The 19,055-nt window shown below is 37.8% G+C and carries 19 protein-coding genes and 3 pseudogenes; 7 read left to right on the top strand and 15 right to left on the bottom strand.

Annotated features, from left to right (window positions below; translation table 11 throughout):
- From H1X92_RS15635 to fkpA, 9 genes and pseudogenes are all read right to left on the bottom strand, one after another.
- Positions 1-78, bottom strand: a pseudogene (locus H1X92_RS15635) (GTP-binding protein); the annotation flags it as partial.
- A gap of 71 nt (positions 79-149) precedes the next feature.
- A complete protein-coding gene (gene fusA, locus H1X92_RS12150) occupies positions 150-2,261 on the bottom strand; it encodes an elongation factor G (protein WP_180560396.1) in 2,112 nt (703 codons plus the stop codon).
- 76 nt (positions 2,262-2,337) lie between these two features.
- Positions 2,338-2,808 (bottom strand): 30S ribosomal protein S7, encoded by a 471-nt coding sequence (gene rpsG / locus H1X92_RS12145; protein ID WP_026822991.1) that lies wholly within the window; start codon positions 2,806-2,808, stop codon positions 2,338-2,340.
- 97 nt (positions 2,809-2,905) lie between these two features.
- A complete protein-coding gene (gene rpsL / locus H1X92_RS12140) occupies positions 2,906-3,280 on the bottom strand; it encodes a 30S ribosomal protein S12 (protein WP_180560395.1) in 375 nt (124 codons plus the stop codon).
- Positions 3,281-3,411: 131 nt separating this feature from the next.
- Positions 3,412-3,717: a sulfurtransferase complex subunit TusB gene (gene tusB / locus H1X92_RS12135; protein WP_180560394.1), complete on the bottom strand. Its 306-nt coding sequence runs from the start codon at positions 3,715-3,717 to the stop codon at positions 3,412-3,414.
- A 16-nt stretch (positions 3,718-3,733) separates the two neighbouring features.
- Positions 3,734-4,093 carry a sulfurtransferase complex subunit TusC gene (gene tusC / locus H1X92_RS12130; protein ID WP_180560404.1) on the bottom strand — a complete coding sequence of 120 codons (360 nt, stop codon included), beginning with the start codon at positions 4,091-4,093 and terminating at the stop codon, positions 3,734-3,736.
- Positions 4,094-4,100: 7 nt separating this feature from the next.
- Positions 4,101-4,514 (bottom strand): sulfurtransferase complex subunit TusD, encoded by a 414-nt coding sequence (tusD, locus tag H1X92_RS12125; protein WP_180560393.1) that lies wholly within the window; start codon positions 4,512-4,514, stop codon positions 4,101-4,103.
- Positions 4,515-4,518: 4 nt separating this feature from the next.
- Positions 4,519-5,223 (bottom strand): helix-turn-helix transcriptional regulator, encoded by a 705-nt coding sequence (locus H1X92_RS12120; protein WP_180560392.1) that lies wholly within the window; start codon positions 5,221-5,223, stop codon positions 4,519-4,521.
- A gap of 463 nt (positions 5,224-5,686) precedes the next feature.
- Positions 5,687-6,424, bottom strand: coding sequence for an FKBP-type peptidyl-prolyl cis-trans isomerase (fkpA, locus tag H1X92_RS12115; RefSeq protein ID WP_180560391.1), 738 nt, complete (start codon positions 6,422-6,424; stop codon positions 5,687-5,689).
- 227 nt (positions 6,425-6,651) lie between these two features.
- Between fkpA and H1X92_RS12110 the strand changes: the two genes are divergently transcribed.
- Positions 6,652-6,873, top strand: coding sequence for a SlyX family protein (locus H1X92_RS12110; protein ID WP_180560390.1), 222 nt, complete (start codon positions 6,652-6,654; stop codon positions 6,871-6,873).
- 68 nt (positions 6,874-6,941) lie between these two features.
- Here the strand turns inward: H1X92_RS12110 and slyD are convergent, their stop codons facing one another.
- From slyD to kefG, 4 genes and pseudogenes are all read right to left on the bottom strand, one after another.
- Positions 6,942-7,496, bottom strand: coding sequence for a peptidylprolyl isomerase (gene slyD / locus H1X92_RS12105; RefSeq protein ID WP_180560389.1), 555 nt, complete (start codon positions 7,494-7,496; stop codon positions 6,942-6,944).
- Positions 7,497-7,589: 93 nt separating this feature from the next.
- Positions 7,590-7,791 (bottom strand): annotated as a pseudogene (locus H1X92_RS12100) (YheV family putative zinc ribbon protein).
- 26 nt (positions 7,792-7,817) lie between these two features.
- Positions 7,818-9,617 (bottom strand): glutathione-regulated potassium-efflux system protein KefB, encoded by a 1,800-nt coding sequence (gene kefB, locus H1X92_RS12095; RefSeq protein WP_180560388.1) that lies wholly within the window; start codon positions 9,615-9,617, stop codon positions 7,818-7,820.
- A 2-nt stretch (positions 9,618-9,619) separates the two neighbouring features.
- Positions 9,620-10,168: a glutathione-regulated potassium-efflux system ancillary protein KefG gene (gene kefG / locus H1X92_RS12090; RefSeq protein WP_180560387.1), complete on the bottom strand. Its 549-nt coding sequence runs from the start codon at positions 10,166-10,168 to the stop codon at positions 9,620-9,622.
- Positions 10,169-10,284: 116 nt separating this feature from the next.
- Here kefG and H1X92_RS12085 point away from each other — a divergent pair, with 116 nt between their 5' ends.
- Complete coding sequence (locus H1X92_RS12085) at positions 10,285-12,219, top strand: ABC transporter ATP-binding protein (protein WP_180560386.1); 1,935 nt, start codon at positions 10,285-10,287, stop codon at positions 12,217-12,219.
- An 86-nt stretch (positions 12,220-12,305) separates the two neighbouring features.
- On the opposite strand, the gene H1X92_RS12080 is transcribed toward H1X92_RS12085, so the two are convergent.
- Positions 12,306-13,169: a MurR/RpiR family transcriptional regulator gene (locus H1X92_RS12080; RefSeq protein ID WP_180560403.1), complete on the bottom strand. Its 864-nt coding sequence runs from the start codon at positions 13,167-13,169 to the stop codon at positions 12,306-12,308.
- Positions 13,170-13,426: 257 nt separating this feature from the next.
- Here H1X92_RS12080 and murQ point away from each other — a divergent pair, with 257 nt between their 5' ends.
- Together murQ and murP are read left to right on the top strand one after the other, a co-directional pair.
- Complete coding sequence (murQ, locus tag H1X92_RS12075; RefSeq protein ID WP_180560385.1) at positions 13,427-14,341, top strand: N-acetylmuramic acid 6-phosphate etherase; 915 nt, start codon at positions 13,427-13,429, stop codon at positions 14,339-14,341.
- Between the two features lie 21 nt (positions 14,342-14,362).
- Positions 14,363-15,825: pseudogene (murP, locus tag H1X92_RS12070) on the top strand (PTS N-acetylmuramic acid transporter subunit IIBC).
- A gap of 31 nt (positions 15,826-15,856) precedes the next feature.
- On the opposite strand, the gene H1X92_RS12065 reads toward murP, so the two are convergent.
- Entirely contained in the window at positions 15,857-16,459 is a 603-nt protein-coding gene (locus H1X92_RS12065; protein WP_180560384.1) for a LysE family translocator, read from the bottom strand.
- A gap of 99 nt (positions 16,460-16,558) precedes the next feature.
- Here H1X92_RS12065 and H1X92_RS12060 point away from each other — a divergent pair, with 99 nt between their 5' ends.
- The 3 genes from H1X92_RS12060 (at position 16,559) to H1X92_RS12050 (ending at position 18,735) form a co-directional block, all read left to right on the top strand.
- Positions 16,559-17,533, top strand: coding sequence for a hydrolase (locus tag H1X92_RS12060; RefSeq protein WP_180560383.1), 975 nt, complete (start codon positions 16,559-16,561; stop codon positions 17,531-17,533).
- 3 nt (positions 17,534-17,536) lie between these two features.
- Positions 17,537-17,779 carry a YheU family protein gene (locus tag H1X92_RS12055; RefSeq protein ID WP_180560382.1) on the top strand — a complete coding sequence of 81 codons (243 nt, stop codon included), beginning with the start codon at positions 17,537-17,539 and terminating at the stop codon, positions 17,777-17,779.
- A gap of 74 nt (positions 17,780-17,853) precedes the next feature.
- Positions 17,854-18,735: a phosphoribulokinase gene (locus H1X92_RS12050; RefSeq protein ID WP_180560381.1), complete on the top strand. Its 882-nt coding sequence runs from the start codon at positions 17,854-17,856 to the stop codon at positions 18,733-18,735.
- Positions 18,736-19,055: the final 320 nt, after the last annotated feature.

The raw sequence follows: 19,055 nt of genomic DNA, 5'->3' as shown, positions 1-19,055 counted from the left end.
TGTTTTACCATGGTCAACGTGGCCGATTGTACCAACGTTAACGTGCGGTTTTTTACGTTCAAATTTTTCTTTAGACACGACTCTATTCCTTATAGAGTTCTCTCAAACAATAAGAGAGAACCAGATTAAATAGTTAAACCGAAAGCCAATTACTTAGCTTTACGAGCTTCAATAATTGCTTGAGCAACATTGGTTGGTGCTTCATTATACTTCAAAAATTCCATTGAGTAAGAAGCACGACCTTGCGTTTGTGAACGCAGATCTGTGGCATAACCAAACATTTCTGACAATGGTACTTGTGCACGAACTGTTTTACCAGTTGCTGTATCTTCCATACCTTCAATCATACCACGACGACGGTTCAGGTCACCAATTACGTCACCCATATAGTCTTCAGGCGTTTCAACTTCAACTTTCATGATTGGCTCCAGTAAAACTGGACCTGCTTTCATGAAACCTTCTTTGAAAGCCATAGAACCTGCAATTTTGAATGCCATTTCCGAGGAATCAACCTCATGATAGGAACCATCATACAATGCCACTTTGACATCAACAATGGGGTAGCCCGCCAGAACACCATTTTTCATCTGTTCTTGAACGCCTTTATCCACCGCAGGTATGTACTCTTTAGGTACAACGCCCCCAACGATTTCGTTGTGGAATTCATAACCAATTTCATGGCCTGCTTCCAAAGGTTCAACGCGTATCCATACATGACCAAATTGACCACGACCACCAGACTGACGAACAAACTTACCTTCCTGCTCAATAGACTTACGAATAGTCTCACGGTATGCTACTTGTGGTTTACCAACGTTCGCTTCAACTTTGAATTCACGACGCATACGGTCAACCAATACTTCCAGATGCAACTCACCCATACCAGCAATAATTGTCTGACCAGATTCTTCATCTGTGGACACGCGGAATGATGGATCTTCTTGAGCCAAACGGCCTAAAGCAATACCCATTTTTTCTTGGTCAGCTTTAGTTTTAGGTTCAATAGCAACCGAGATAACTGGCTGTGGAAATTCCATCCGCTCCAAAATAATTGGCGTGTCCATAGCACATAGAGTATCACCGGTAGTCACATCTTTGAGGCCGATAGCGGCAGCAATATCGCCCGCTCGAACTTCTTTAATTTCTTCACGTTTATTAGCATGCATCTGAACGATACGACCAAAACGCTCTTTTTTATCTTTAACTGGGTTAAGAACAGTATCCCCTGAGTTAACCACACCAGAGTAAACCCGGAAGAAAGTCAAATTACCAACAAATGGGTCAGTTGCAATTTTGAATGCCAATGCTGAAAAAGGCTCATCATCACTTGCATGACGTTCTGCTGGGGTGTTTTTACCATCGGTTAAAACACCTTTAATTGCAGGAATATCAGTAGGCGCGGGTAAATATTCAATAACCGCATCCAGCATTGCTTGCACGCCTTTGTTTTTAAAGGCCGAACCACACGTAACCAGAATAATTTCATTATTCAATACGCGCTTACGTAATGCTTGTTTGATCTCATCTTCAGACAGCTCTTCGCCACCAAAATATTTTTCCATCAACTCATCTGATGCTTCGGCCGCAGCTTCAATCAGCTTACCATGCCACTCTTCAGCTTGAGCTTGCATATTTGCTGGAATATCTTCATAAACGAAGGTGACACCTTGATCACTGTCACTCCACTGGATTGCTTTCATTTTAACTAAATCAATAACACCAGTGAATGACTCTTCAGCGCCAATAGGTAACTGAAGTGGAACGGGTATTGCTGCCAGACGTGTTTCTATCTGTTCAACAACACGCAAGAAATTAGCACCCATGCGATCCATTTTATTAACAAATGCGATACGAGGTACTTGATACTTATTTGCCTGACGCCAAACTGTTTCAGATTGGGGTTGAACACCACCAACTGCACAATAAACCATTACCGCACCATCAAGAACACGCATAGAACGTTCTACTTCAATCGTGAAGTCAACGTGTCCTGGTGTGTCAATGATGTTGATACGGTGTTCGTCAAACTGTTTACCCATACCAGACCAGAAAGCAGTAGTTGCAGCTGATGTGATAGTAATACCACGCTCCTGCTCCTGTTCCATCCAATCCATCGTTGCTGCGCCATCATGAACTTCACCTATTTTATGGCTTACGCCAGTATAAAATAGGATACGTTCGGTTGTGGTGGTCTTACCAGCATCAATATGGGCACTAATTCCGATGTTGCGATAACGCGTAATGGGAGTTTTACGAGCCATTTTTTCCTCTCTCGTGAACGTTCAATTCGTATAAGGGTAACGCCATGTTACCCTTACGAAACATAACTAGCGCAAGCTACCAACGATAGTGGGCAAACGCCTTGTTAGCTTCTGCCATACGATGAACATCTTCACGTTTTTTAACAGCAGTGCCTTTATTTTCAGCCGCATCAGATAATTCGTTTGCTAAGCGCAAAGCCATCGATTTATCACCGCGTTTACGAGCAGCTTCAACAATCCAACGCATTGCTAATGCATTCCGACGGACAGGACGAACCTCAACAGGAACCTGGTAAGTTGAACCACCAACACGGCGTGATTTGACTTCCACTGTTGGACGAACATTGTCCAGAGCTATTTCAAAGGCTTCTAAATGATCTTTTCCAGCACGTTGAGCCAGGGCCTCAAGCGCACTATATACAATTGCTTCTGCAGTAGATTTTTTACCATCTACCATCAAAATATTAATAAATTTAGCCAATAATTCTGACCCAAACTTTGGATCTGGTAGAATTTTACGTTGACCAATTACACGACGACGTGGCATGGATATACTCCGTTGTTAAATTCAGGATTGTCCAAAACTCTATGAGTTTATTTTGACATTAAAAATTAAATGTTTGGCCTTACTTAACGGAGAACCATTAAGCCTTCGGCTTCTTAGCGCCGTATTTAGAACGACCTTGTTTGCGATCTTTTACACCAGAACAGTCCAGTGCACCGCGAACAGTGTGATAACGCACACCTGGTAAGTCTTTGACACGACCACCACGAATCAAGATTACTGAGTGCTCCTGCAAGTTGTGGCCTTCACCACCAATATAAGAAGACACTTCATAACCATTTGTTAAACGAACACGGCATACTTTACGCAGTGCTGAGTTAGGTTTTTTAGGGGTAGTAGTATATACACGAGTACATACACCACGTTTTTGCGGGCAAGCATCCAGTGCTGGAACGTTGCTTTTCACAACTTTCGAGCTACGTGGTTTGCGAACCAGCTGATTAATTGTTGCCATTAAAAAAGCTCCTGGTTTTTTGCTTCGTAAACACGGATATTTTCCTCGTTTATCGTCATGATAAAACACGAGGACGCGAAATTTTATTGCTAACAGAGACAGGTGTCAAGAAATATACAAAGGATCATCCATTACCAAGCAAAATATTGTGGATGTTTTACCGTTAATTGCACAAAATCAACATAAGATATCTGACGGACATAAGATGAGATATATGGCATTAAACCCCTTGCTTCTACATCATCTTGTAAAGCAAAAACATGAATCCCTTTATCTTTTAATTGTATTAAATAATGATTATCTTTCTTACCCGATGCTATTTTATGTCCTAGCAAAACACCATCCTGGAGTAATAGCACCTCATCCTGCTCCGTTAATAGGTTAATTAATGAATTAAAGTCACTATAATAAGGGGAAGTAGAAATGGTATATAGCATATTAGTCTTCTATTAACTAGAAAGTCAGAATTACATCATAATCAGCTAGGTTACGTCTAAGTCTATCAACAGAAATAACTGTTGCCGGTAGAATAAAACAACTATCAGAAGAAAATCCTCTTGCTTCAAGATCTTCCTGACAGATATAGCAAGCATGAATATCATATAATGGTAGTAATTTATAGGTTGCAATATAATCACGCGCCAAGAGTTTATTAGGATTTTGTTTTGCCAATAATTGACAAACGCCATCCGAAATAAAGAAAACACCAATATTTTCAGTTAATGCAGAAGTCGCAAGTAAAGCATCTAATCCTTCACGACCACTCGAAGTTCCATGAGGTGTTTTCATAAATACAAATGCTATTTTTTTCATATTTATTTCAAAATTGGACTGTGCGATCACAGACAAGCATGGCCTCAGCCAGAGTACCTAATCCGCTCAATACAAAATCTTCATCTAAATTAGCACAGGGTAAGCCACTATTTTTGGCCGCAGTTTCATCGATAATACCCCGACGCAAAGCAGCAGCAACACAGATATTCAATTGACATCCTGTCTGCTGTGCTAATGTTTTCCAACCCATAAGTAAATTAAATTCATCACTAGCTGGTGAAATTAATTGATTACCGTTATAAACACCTTCCCGATAGAAAAAAACAGTCTTTAATATATGTCCTTCCATAATCAAAGCATTCGCGAATCGCCAAGCATTGGTGGCCTGCTGAGTTCCATAAGCAGGCCCGGTCACTAATAGGCAATAAGTCAAAGACTTATTCAAAACAGAAGCACACATTTATTTACTCACCACTTTTAAACTGCCGGATATAAAGATAAACAGTATGCTTAGAAATATTCAAACGATCAGCAACCTGATTAATCGCATCTTTAATATCAAAAATTCCTTTTTCATATAAATTGAGCACGACTTGTCTGTTTTTCATGTTATTTGGTACATTGCGATCAACATTAACTTCTTCTATGGTAAATTCCAATGCCTGAGCAACAAGATCATCAACACAAGAGGCAAAATTTACGTTGGAAGCAACTTCATGGTTTTTTTCCGGCACAAATGTTTTGACTATCTCCGAAAATGGTACATCTAGATTCATATTAATACAAAGTAAACCAATAACCCGCCGCCTGGGATTGCGGATCGCAATAGTGACTGATTTCATTAAAGCGCCACTTTTTGCACGCGTAAAATAAGCTTTCGAGACACTGGAATCAATATCGGTCATATCATGAAGCATACGTAAAGCTAAATCGGTGATTGGCGAACCAATTTTACGGCCGGTATGTTCGCCATTAGCTATTCTGACCGCTGAACATTTTAAATCTTCAAGTGAATGAAGAACAATTTCACAATGCCCACCAATTAACATAGCCAAACCATCAACCATAGATTCATAAGATTTCAAAATCGCATAATCTACACCATCAAACGGTTGAGCATCCAGTAAATCATTATCACAGCTATCATTAGAATATAATAGGTTAGACATTCAGACTCCATCCTCCACATATTGACGAAACTTTATTAAACGATTATGTGAGTAAACACCGATCTTATTATTAATGTGCAATTTATTTAGCAATCATCAATACGCCAGACTTACGGTAAAAAGAATCTAAAACGTTAAAACCACAAAGACCGATCGTCAAGGGATCTTGTGTCAGACCTTTGGCCTGTCTCACAGGACATAAACAAAAAAGTAACTTAATCATTTAATTTAGACAAAAATCACAAAAAAACCTGTTGATACTATTTTAAGTAAATAAAATAATATTAACATTGATAGAAATGCATTAAATTATATTCGAGATATTTATTGATAATGCGCAATTTCTATTACTGCACTCTTATTGTCACTCATCATAAATTTTATAAATAAATCGTAACTATTATTTTTTAATATAATAAAGAAGCTAAAGACAGAGTTTTACTCTGCCTCTTTTGCCACTCAATTATTTGTTAGTCGGTTTGATATCTAATAATTCAACATTAAAGATTAACGTTGAGTTTGCTGGAATTGCTGCTGCTGCAGATTTACCGTAACCCAGTTCTGGTGGAATAATAAGTTGGATTTTGCCGCCTTTTTTCAATTGTTGAAAACCTTCCGTCCATCCAGGGATCACTGAGTCCAGCGCAATTGTTAACGGTTCATTACGTTTATAAGAACTGTCAAATACCGAGCCATCAATTAAACGACCTTCGTAATTTACCACTACTGTATCTTTATCAGTTGGTTTTGCCCCTTCGCCTGGTTTTTCAATTTTATAAATTAATCCGCTTTTTGTTTTTATTGCACTTTTTTCTTCTTTGAGATATTTGGCGCGATACTCATCACCCAATTTACCATTCTTTTTACTCTCTTCTTCCATTTTGGCCTGAGCAGCAGCACGTACTTTTTCTTCAAATGCTTTTAATGTTGTTTCTATTTCTTGATCACTAAGTTTACTTTTATTAACAAATGCATCCTGTACACCGGCTAAAAGCTGTTGCCTATCAAGATTAATACCGATAGATTTTTGCTGCATTAAAGAATTATCCATGTAACGACCCAGCGATGCACCTAATGCATAAGCGCTACGCTGATCTTCATTATCAAATTTCTTATTTGCATCAGCAGCGAATACTTGCGACGTATTTAGCACCATAGACAAAGTTGTCACTAACAAAGTCGTTTTAAATAGTGATTTCATTCAGTTCTCCAATTACTTTTATTTATTTCAGTCAAGTCATAGTAAAATGTGTTAGCTAATCAACTGCGAGATAATACAATAAGTTAGGGGATTAAATATAGTTAAACCACGCTAATAAAAAGAAGTTACATGGTAAATCATAATAGAAAAAACTTCTCTAAGGCTGTATCTATAGGCATTATAGCGAATATCCAATCTATGTATTTCACTCCCGACAGGAGGTTCAAGTGGATTTACTTAAAAAATATGAAGAAAGACTTGAAGATTTGGAAAGCAAGTTATCTTTTCAAGAGATCACCATTGAAGCACTTAATCAAGTGGTTGTCGAACAACAACTTGAAATGGTTAAGTTAAAAGAGCATGTGCAACTGGTTACAGAACGATTGAAAGCCACACAATCATCACTGTTAACGCCAATTACGGAAGAAACTCCACCACCACACTATTAATCAGCCAGAAAATCAGCGAGCATATTTTCTCGCTGATCTATTGCAATCTCGGCGATTATTTTATCAACTTAATGGCAACCACAATCACCATGTCCATGAGAACAATCTTTGTCACCATGATGTTCACCATGACAACAACCACCCTCATGACCATCCTCATTATGGACATGGCCGTGTGCTAATTCTTCATCAGTTGCTTCCCGGATGGCAATAATTTCAACATTAAATTTTAAATTCTGACCAGCTAACATGTGATTACCATCCACGATAACTTCATCACCTTCTATACCCGTAATTTCTACTGGTACTGAACCCATATCGGTATCAGCTAAGAAACGCATACCAACTTGTAGCTCATCAACACCCACAAAAACATCTTTCGGTACACGTTGAACTAAATTATCATCATACTGACCATAAGCGTCATCAGCTGGGATCTCAATATCGAAGTGTTCACCAACACTGCGTCCTTCAAGTGCCTTTTCTAAACCTGAAATCAAAGAACCACGACCATGCAAATAATCAAGTGGCGCACTGGCCAATGACTCATCAACTAATACATCATCTTCTGTTCTCACTTGATAAGCCAGGCTCACCACTAAATCTTTCGCTACTTTTTTCATTACATCTCCTACAACGCCGTGGATAAAAAATTTTTCCGATTGTACAAAAAAAAAGTACAACTGTATTGAAACTTATAAAAAACGTTATTTTTATTACAAAGTAAAAATATCTATTCGCATATTTTTATCTTTGCTATGACTATCAGATCCATCTACCGTTTGAGATTGTTTATAATGACACTTCTGACATTCAACGTTTTCAAATGCATTTTTTTTGCCAAAGCATCAGCGTATCTTGAGATTGGCACTGAGGGCAAACAGCGCCAGCAATAAATCTTTTACGTGTTACAGACATCCACTATCTCGCTAATTAATCTTATGTTAATCCCAACTTTTTGGTTGTCCACGCTCTTGCGTTATTTCTATTTCAAACAATTCTTCAAGCTCTCTACGCGCTTCTTTGATTCGCGTCGCTTGACCAATTTCTCCCTCACCCGCTTTGGGGGAATTTTCTTTAAATATTTTAACATCTAGTCGACGAAAATGCTGTTTTGCTCGATGAGCCTGATGAGGATGTACACCTAGATTTATCAATGTCCGTTCACCCATCTCAAGAGCACTGACAAATGTTTCTCGGCAAAAATCCGTCACACCATTTTCTCTTAATTGATGCGCTTCAAAACGTCCTCGTGCCCTCGCTATAATATGAAGATTAGGAAAATTAGCCTGACATAGATGAACAATCCCCATCACTTCTTCTGGGTTATCGCTGGTAATAACAATCACACTGGCTTTTGCCGCACCTGCCGATCGCAATAATTGCAAATCTTGCGCATCACCATAATAAACTTTATAGCCATAGCGTCGCATAGTATGAATTGCACTAACATTTTGCTCCAATACCGTAATACGAATTTTATTGGCCATTAATAAACGACCAACAACTTGACCAACACGTCCAAACCCTACCAAAATAACTTGCGGATCGGTATCCTCAACAAAAGGTTTTTCAAGCGGTTCATTACGGACATTATACCAGTGAGTCAGTAATTTGCTGATTAGCTGCATTATCGGTGGCGTTGTCATCATAGATAAAGTAACAATAACTAATAACAACGACATCTGCTCATTATTTATGACTTTGACATTAATGGCAGTCGAAAAGATAATAAATGCAAATTCACCGGCCTGACTCAACACTCCAGCAAAAAGTAGACGTGAAGAACGACGCACCTGCGCTAACCAACCTAAAATATAGAGAATAACAAATTTTAATATTACCAAGATCACAACACCGATAATTATTTCTAATAAATGTGACCAAAGGATGGCTAAATTTAGTGACATGCCAACAGAAATAAAAAACAAACCTAACAATAATCCTTTAAAAGGCTCTATGGTGATCTCTAACTCATGACGAAATTCTGTATCAGCCAGTAATACACCCGCCATAAATGTGCCCAGCGCCATAGAAAAACCCAGTTTTTCCATAAAAAAAGCCGCCCCTAATACGACAAGTAAAGAAGCGGCAGTAAATATTTCATGAATACCGGACTTGGCAACCAAATGAAATAATGGCCGTAATAAATAGCGCCCTCCGACCCATAAACCAACAAAAGCCACTACTTTTAGCCCAATTTGATACCAATCGCTATCTGCTGTTCCGCTGGCAAGAAATGGAATAAGTGCCAATATCGGGATCACTGCCATATCTTGAAAAAGTAAAACGGAAAAACCTAACCGCCCACTTTCGGTATTATTCATGCTCCTTTCATGCATAATCTGTAAGGCAATTGCCGTTGATGACATGGCTAAGCCCAGCCCACCTACAACGGCGGCTTGCCAAGAAAAATGAATAATAATAAGCAAACCAGTAACTAATGCTGCTGTTATGATCACTTGAGCGGTGCCAATAATAAAAATTGAACGCCTTAATGTCCATAATTTAGTTGGATTAAGCTCCAGGCCAATTAAAAACATCAAAAAAACGATACCAAGTTCAGCGAAATGCATAATTTCATCAACATTTCTTATAAACCCGAGTACAAATGGCCCAATGACAATACCGGTTAATAGATATCCTAATACCGCCCCTAGACGAATTTTTTGGGCAATAGGGACCATAATGACCCCCGCAAGCAGGAATATCATAATAGAACGGAATAAACTAAATTCTTCCATAATTATAAACCTCCATGCTCTAAGGGTGATTTCAGCCAATCACGGTAGGCTTTAGCGCACTCCTGCATATCTTCCAGGGACTGTCTTCTTGCCATATAAATAATGACTGGCGATAACCACTGCATTTCACACATTAAAGCAATAAGTTCAAAAGGACGTAGCAATTCATTTAATGGAAAACGATTATAACCACCGTATTGATAAGCTTCCTGAGGCTCTCCGGTGGTAATAACTGATCGCCAGTATTTTCCTTTCAGTTGTTTACTTTGCTCACAAACAAAATTTCGCGTTAATACTCTATCAAACCACTCTTTCAAAAGAGATGGACAACTATAGGTATAAAGCGGATGCTGAAAAATGATAATTTCGTGCTGAGAAAGTAACTTTCGTTCATAACTAGCATTAATAAAGTAGTCTGGATAAGTACCATACAAATCATGTATCACAACATTGTCTAAATCCTGCACATATTCAATGAGCATCTTATTCGCCACAGATTCAGCAGGTTCAGGATGTGCATAGATAATGAGAATCTTGGGTGGTAGCGACATAATTAGCTCCTCAAAAGCGTGCCAGAAGCACAATTTTTAGTTAACATACACACCAAAGGCCATTTATATTCTTTAAAATTATAAATGATTTAATATATTATCAAGATACGGTTTATATGATTGTATTTTCTTCACTACAAATACGCTGTGGCATTCGGGTTTTATTAAATAATGCAACAGCTTCCATCACACCCGGCCAAAAAGTAGGCTTAATTGGCAAAAACGGCTGTGGAAAATCGACTTTATTTTCTTCAATCAAAGGTGAAATGCAACCTGAAGCAGGAAGCATTACTTTTCCTGCAACTTGGGCTCTCGCTTGGGTCAATCAAGAAACACCTGCCCTAAAAAAATCTGCCCTTGAATATGTGATTGATGGCGATCATGAATACCGCAAATTAGAAAAACAATTGCAACAAGCAAATGATAAAAATGATGGTCATGCTATTGCATTAATACATGGTCAACTGGATGCGATCAATGCCTGGACTATTCGCGCTCGTGCCTCTAGTTTATTACACGGTTTAGGTTTTTCCCAATTACAAATAGAAGAACCTGTTAGCGCCTTTTCTGGTGGATGGCGGATGCGACTAAATCTAGCGCAAGCATTAATTTGCCGTTCTGATCTCTTGTTACTGGATGAACCGACTAATCATTTAGATTTAGATGCGGTTATTTGGTTAGAAAAATGGCTTAAAAATTATTCCGGTACGTTAATCCTGATTTCCCACGATAGAGATTTTCTCGATCCTATCATTGACAAAGTGCTACATATTGAACAAGAAAACTTATTTGAATATACGGGTAATTATACTTCCTTTGAGCAACAAAGAGCGACTAAATTAGCGCAGCAACAAGCGCTTTACGACAATCAACAGGAAAAAGTAACTCACTTAAAAAAATATATTGATCGCTTTCGTTATAAAGCGTCAAAAGCCAAACAAGCACAAAGCCGGATTAAAATGCTAGAGCGTATGGAATTAGTTGCCCCCGCTCACGTTGATAATCCTTTTCATTTTTCGTTTCGGCCACCCGATTGTTTGCCTAATCCATTGCTTAAAATGGAAAAAGTTAGCGCAGGTTATGGCGACAAGGTGATCTTAAAATCGATTAAACTTAATCTGGTTCCTGGTTCAAGAATTGGTTTACTCGGCCGTAACGGAGCGGGTAAATCAACTTTAATCAAGTTACTTTCTGGTGATCTATTACCGCAACAGGGGGAAATTTCCTTAGCTAAAGGCATTAAACTTGGATATTTCGCGCAACATCAATTAGATTATTTGCGCATAGATGAATCGCCTTTACAACATCTTAGTCGCCTTGCTGTGCAAGAAACTGAACAGCATATGCGCGACTATCTTGGTGGCTTTGGCTTTAAAGGCGACAAGGTAAATGAGCCTTGTAGACATTTTTCCGGCGGGGAAAAAGCGAGATTAGTATTAGCCTTGATTGTCTGGCAGCGGCCCAATCTTCTGCTACTTGATGAACCAACTAACCATTTAGATTTGGATATGCGACAGGCATTAACAGAAGCATTGATTGCATTTGATGGTGCCTTAATTGTTGTGTCTCATGATCGCCATTTACTACGCTCAACAACTGATGAGTTTTACCGTATTCATCAAGGTCAGGTTGAACCTTTTGACGGTGATCTGGAAGATTATCAAAAATGGTTAACCGAACAGAATAAACAACAGCACCAACAAATTCGTCAAGAGCAGTTACAAGATAAGTTGCTATCAGGTAACTTAACTGCCCAAGATCGTAAAGAACAAAAACGACGTGAAGCAGAATTCCGCCAACGCACGCAACCAATCAGAAAACAGTTATCAATGTTAGAACAAAAGATAACAAGTTTATCCAATCAATTAGTTCAAATTGAACAAAAATTGGCTGACAGTGATATTTATAACCACAATCGTAAATCTGAGCTTAACAATTACCTAAGACAGCAAACTGAGACAAAATTCACATTAGAAGAAATTGAAACCGAGTGGTTAGCATGGCAAGAAACATTGGAAAATATGATAAAAGAGTTCGAATTTCAGGCATGATTCAATGCAACGCTGATCTTCTTATATATGATTAATAAAACATCGCAAAGCAAAGCATAAATGGATGAGGCTTGTGCCGTCAGTCACTACTCATCTAATTTGTTGATCATTAAACGGGCATTTATGATTAACGATCGGGCTTTTTCCTCGCGTTTTTGTAATAGCGCTAGGAATAATAAATCGGTCAGCGTGTTTTGTGCGGCACGAGAAGAAATTGATGAACTACGCCATTCATTTTCACTAGCGACACTTTCTAATACATAATCAGCTAACTTTACTAATGGAGTCTGTTGTTTATTACCAACAATAGCAATCACCTTAGCTCCATGTTGCTTAGCTATTGCTGCTGCCTCGCAAATATTTTTTCGCTTTCCACTAAATGAAATAGCGATCTGAATATCTTTTGTAGTAAGGGTTAGCGCTGTTGTTATCTGAACATGGTGATCTAAATCAACTAGCGTAGTAATACCTATTTTTTGCAATTTATAATAGAGATCTTTGGCTACTAACGCTGACCCACCAATGCCAACAATCTGTACTCTTTGTGCATTATTAACCAATGTAGCAACTTTATTAAAAACCGAATAATTAATTCGTCGTGTTGTTTCCATGACAGAATCAATTTTTTCTTGTGCCAGTTTCTGTGCAATAACCATCAAACTATCATTGCTGGCAATCTGATTATGAATAACGTTATGCATTCGCTCAGTAACTACTTGCTTACGCCCTAGTTCTTCACTAATAGCCAGTTTTAAAGCCGGGAATCCCTTGACACCAACTTTCTGACTAAATTTAACAATAGCGGATTGACTGACACCTATTTGCTCTGCGATTTGTTGTGATGAAAGTAGTAATACCGTTTGTGGCTGTTCAAGAATAAAGGTCGCAATTTTCTGCTGATTTAACGCTAATTGAGGTAACAACCATGAAATTTTACTCAATATCGCCATGCTATACTTAAGATTACTCATAATATCAAGCTTACCGATTAAAATAATTATGATAAATTATTCCTATTTTATTATCTATTATTCTAATCAATTAATAGCTGATTAAACAATAAATTAGCTAACAAAATATTATTTTCATTTTTCTCTTATTCTCTTATTACCATTAAAAAAGAATAGATTGCTTTGTGATCAATAACACACATAAAGAATAAATAATTCCTTAATATCTCTTAAAAACGACATATAGGAAATATCCAATGACATTAGATCTAAATAAAATGGTAACAGAAAGCCGTAACCCTGTTAGTAATAACATTGATACATTATCAACCTTAGATATATTAAAAATTATTAACCAGGAAGATAAGAAAGTGCCGATTGGTGTTGAACAAACGCTCGCTGAAATTGCGCTTGTTATTGACAAAGTTGCCTATGCTTTTCAGCATAATGGTAGATTGTTTTACAGTGGTGCTGGCACTTCAGGCCGTTTAGGCATTTTAGATGCAAGTGAGTGTCCACCAACCTATGGCACTCCACGTGACATGGTAGTCGGTCTAATCGCAGGTGGACACCAAGCGATTCTACAAGCGGTAGAAAACGCTGAAGATAATCCTCAGCTTGGTGCGGATGATCTTAAAGCTTTTAATTTCAATCAAACAGATATTTTAGTTGGCATCGCTGCCAGTGGCCGCACACCTTATGTGCTAGGTGCAATGAACTATGCTAAAACGACAGGAGCAACTGTTGCCTGTATTAGTTGTAACCCCAACAGTGAAATGGTCAACATAGCAGATATTGCAATAACACCAATTGTTGGCCCTGAAGTGATCACTGGCTCTTCACGAATGAAAGCTGGCACGGCGCAAAAATTAGTCCTTAATATGATAACGACAGGTGCCATGATACGAATTGGGAAAGTATACGGTAACCTCATGGTAGATGTAGAAGCAACCAATGCTAAACTTATTGAACGGCAAAAACAGATTGTCATGGCTGCGACAGAGTGTGATAGAACAACAGCAGAACAAGCCCTTATTGAATGTAATAACCATTGTAAAACCGCTATCGTTATGATCCTTACCGGTTTTAGTGCCCAGCAAGCTAAACAAATGTTAGCTGATAATCATGGTTTTATTCGTGCCGCCTTAAAACAGCATACTGGCCATCAATAATCGTTTTAAAGGAAAAGAACCATGGCAAAAATAACTAATGAAATGCTAAAACAAATACTGGCAACTATTGGTGGCGCTAAAAATATTATTCAGTACGGCAACTGTATGACACGCTTACGTATCTCGTTGCATGACATACAACTAGTTGACAAAAATCGCCTCAAACAAATTCCCGGTGTTTTAGGATTATTGAAAGTGATAAACAACTACAAATTATATTAGGTCCAGGTAAGGCACAAACAGCTAATGATATGATAAAACAATTATTAGCAAACAGCTCTGAGACAGAAACAATATTACCCGCTAGCAATGATTTACAAAAAATTGCTGCTGACAACAAAAAACAATTAAAAACCAAACAAACTAGTGTTGTGCATAAATTTTTATCCACTTTTGCCACCATCTTTACCCCACTGATACCGGGTTTCATTGCCGTTGGTTTATTACTTGGCTTCGCAACATTGGCCAAACAAGTATACTATCCAGCGGGTCTACCCACTGAGGCAACACAACAGACTTTTCTTGTTCACTTAATACTTTATATGTCTGTCTTTAGCAAAGGCCTTTATGCTTTTCTAGGGATCTTGATTGGTTACAATACGCAAAAAGTTTTTGGCGGTTCAGGTATTAATGGTGCCATTATTGCGTCACTTTTTATTCTAGGCTACGATCCGCACGCAACAACAGGCTTCTTCTCCAATATGAGCACCTTTTTCAATTACACCATTGATCCTCGGGGTAACATTATTGGTATTTTACTCGCTTGTATCTGTGGTGCCTGGGTTGAGCAACAAATCAGGAAAATTATTCCTGCCAACTTAGATATGATACTGACTTCAGCAATCACATTGCTTATTGTTGGCGCCATTACCTACACCATTATTATGCCGATTGGCAGCTATTTGTTTACTGGTATGTCCTGGTTATTTATACACTTAAATGGCAATCCATTTGGTACCGCTATATTGGCGGGTCTATTTTTGATCGCGGTTGTTTTTGGTGTCCATCAAGGTTTTATTCCGGTATATTTCGCATTAATGGAGACACAAGGGTTTAATCCTCTTTTCCCAATCCTGGCTATGGCTGGCGGCGGTCAGATTGGTGCAGCATTAGCGCTCTATATTAAATCAGCTAAGGATTCTAGCTTACGAAATCAGATACGCGGGGCAATAATCCCAGGCATATTAGGTATTGCTGAGCCTTTAATCTATGGTGTGACGCTACCGCGCATTAAACCTTTTATAACTGCTTGTTTAGGCGGCGCCGCTGGTGGTTTTTTTATCGGATTAGTTGCCTGGTTAGGTCAACCAATTGGCCTCAATTCGGTTTTCGGTCCATCCGGATTAATTGCTATTCCATTGATGACATCTACAACTGGGATTTTTAACGGTATACTTATCTATATTGCTGGCTTACTGATTTCCTATTTATTTGGTTTTATTTTTACTTATTTGTTCGCTAGTAAAAATGCCGAACTAAATTAATGCAAAAAAGGGGCTGCCCTTTTTTGCATCACTATTGCAACCAAATAAAAGGAATACAAGCGAGGGTAAAAATACTCATTGTAATATTAAAAATAAACCAAGCATTCCGCCCGCGAAGCAGGATACCGATTAACGAACCAAAGCCAACCCAGATAAAACCACCGATTAAATTGACAATCAACATAACAAAACTTATGATCAGAATCGAGTTAACGTAGTTATCAGCCACACTATAACTACTAACCGCCCCTAACCCCATCATCCATGCCTTGGGATTCAAGAATTGTAATAAACTCCCTTGATACCATTTAATTGATTTAGCAACTTGAGACTCTGTATTAAGTTGCACATGGTGGGATGTAGCGAGTTTCCAAGCAAGCCATAATAAATAAAAACTCCCAACGAGTTTCATTATAATTTGTAACACTGGCGAAACCAGTAAAAGAACAGCAAGACCACCAGCAGAAATAAATAGTATACTCTGGATACCTAATATTACGCCGAATATTAAAGGTATTGAACGCCGTAAACCATACTGAGCCCCTGATGACGTAAATAATAAATTATTTGGACCAGGAGTAATCGCCACAATAAATAAAAAAGTAAATAGCGCAAAAATCAGCCCATGACTCATTTAAGATCCTTTGATTAACTATGATTAATCTTTTTTCATATTAAAAATAACAATATATTATCAGAATATATGTAAAATTAATTATTTAGATTTACAATTATGAGTAAAAATTTTCAACCAATAAATTGGGCTAAAAACCCTCATTTACAAACACTATTACCCCGTATTGTGAGGAAAAAGCCGCAAATCAAACCACTATGGCAACGCCTCGAATTGCCTGATGGTGATTTTATTGATCTCGCTTGGAGTGAAGATCCTCAATCTGCAAAACATAAACCTCGGCTAGTCATTTTTCACGGCTTAGAAGGCAGCTTTAGAAGTCCATATGCCCATGGCATGTTGGAAGCGACGAAAAAAAGAGGATGGCTCGGTGTAATTATGCATTTTCGTGGCTGTAGTGGAGAACCAAATCGGCAAAAACGTATTTATCATTCCGGTGAAATTACCGATGCCCGTTACTTCCTCAAATGGCAGAAAACAATTTACGGTCAAGTACCAATTGCCGCTGTTGGCTACTCGCTTGGTGGTAATATGTTAGCTTGCTATTTAGCTGAAACTGGGCAATATGCTGATGTTAATGCCGGAGTCATTGTTTCTGCTCCTTTAATGTTAGAACCTTGTTCAATTCGTTTAGAAAAAGGGATTTCACAATTTTATGAACGTTATTTACTAAATGGCCTTAAACGTAATGCAACACGCAAACTCATTCGCTACCCAGGTTCATTACCGCTTAATTTGCTACAACTAAAAAAACTAAAACGGCTGCGTGATTTTGATAATGTCGTTACGGCAAAAATACACGGTTTTAAAGATGCGACGGATTATTATAATCAATGTAGTGCTCTGCCTCGGTTACCCAATATCCGTGTGCCAACACTGATTATTCATGCAAAAGATGATCCTTTTATGGCGCCTGAAGTTGTACCAAATATCACCCAATTACCTGCTAATATCGAGTATCAAATAACAGAACATGGTGGTCACGTTGGGTTTGTTAGTGGCACATTAAAACAACCTCAAATGTGGCTTGAGCAACGTATACCTGATTGGTTAACCCCATATCTGGAGCCGTAATTTATGATCATTCCATGGCAACAACTAGCAGCGGATACTTTAAATAATTTGATCGAAAGCTTTGTCTTACGAGAAGGAACAGATTACGGTAAAGATGAGAAAACACTGGATGAAAAAGTTGAGGATATTAAGCAGCAATTACGATTAGGAAGTGTTGTGCTTGTCTGGTCTGAATTGCATGAAACGATAAATATTTTGCCAAAAACACAATTAGATCCTTTAATAACTGTATATATTACTATCTAAAAATAAATTTTACGTTATTGTAATTAATGTGTTAAAACATTGTGTTATCTAAGTGCGTAATGGAAGCTATTTATATGTCAGCTAATCATCCGATCATTGCGGTAACAGGCTCCAGTGGTGCGGGCACCAGCACTACTAGCCTTGCATTTCAAAAAATCTTTACCCAGCTAAAACTTTCGGCAGCAACCATTGAAGGTGATAGCTTTCATCGTTATACTCGCCCTGAAATGGATGTTGCTATTCGTAAAGCTAAAGAACAGAGTCGTCATATTAGTTATTTTGGGCCTGAATCCAATGACTTTGGTCTGCTAGAACGAAGTTTAATCGAGTATGGCGAAAAAGGGACAGGAAAACGTCGACATTATTTACATACCTATGATGAAGCAGTCCCCTACAATCTTCAGCCTGGAACTTTTACGCCATGGGAAGCATTGCCTAAAAATACCGATATACTATTTTATGAAGGGTTACATGGTGGTGTTGTAACATCAAAATATAATGTCGCTAAACATGTAGACTTATTAGTCGGCGTTGTGCCTATTGTTAATCTTGAATGGATCCAGAAGCTAATTCGTGATACATCAGAACGGGGTCATTCAAGAGAAGCTGTGATGGATTCAGTTATTCGCTCAATGGGAGATTACATTAAATACATCACCCCACAATTTTCTCGCACCCATATCAACTTTCAACGCGTTCCAACCGTCGATACCTCTAACCCCTTTGCCGCTAAAGCCATTCCTTCTCCTGATGAAAGTTTTATAGTGATCCGATTTAATGGTCTGACCCAGATCAATTTTTCCTATCTTTTAGCCATGTTACACAATTCATTTATTTCATCAATAAATACATTAGTTGTTCCAGGCGGGAAACTAGGTTTAGCACTAGAGTTAATTATGACTCCATTAGTAAAAAAGCTCGTCTCTAATAAGAAAATTATCCATAAAAGAAGCTAACAATACAGCATTATATTTTTACTTATATCAATTTTTTATTCTTATACCCACTTTAAGATTTAAACTGTGCATAAAATTATCTTTTATTTATAGTATAATAATAACGTTAACATTTCCTTGTTAATTATTTTATATAGTAATTATTTTATAATGTTAATATTTATTTTTGCTATAATTTGATAACTTATGAAATAATATATTATTATTCCAGTTTTATTTTTTATTTGTAATATTTACTTAGTGATACTTATTAATAAATACAATAAAACTAATCAACTTATTGCTAAAATATGAAATTTTTGGCTTATACAATATTGCTG

Source organism: Arsenophonus endosymbiont of Apis mellifera (genome assembly GCF_903968575.1).
GTDB lineage: Bacteria > Pseudomonadota > Gammaproteobacteria > Enterobacterales > Enterobacteriaceae > Arsenophonus > Arsenophonus apicola.
This window is presented reverse-complemented; position numbering and strand designations above follow the sequence as displayed.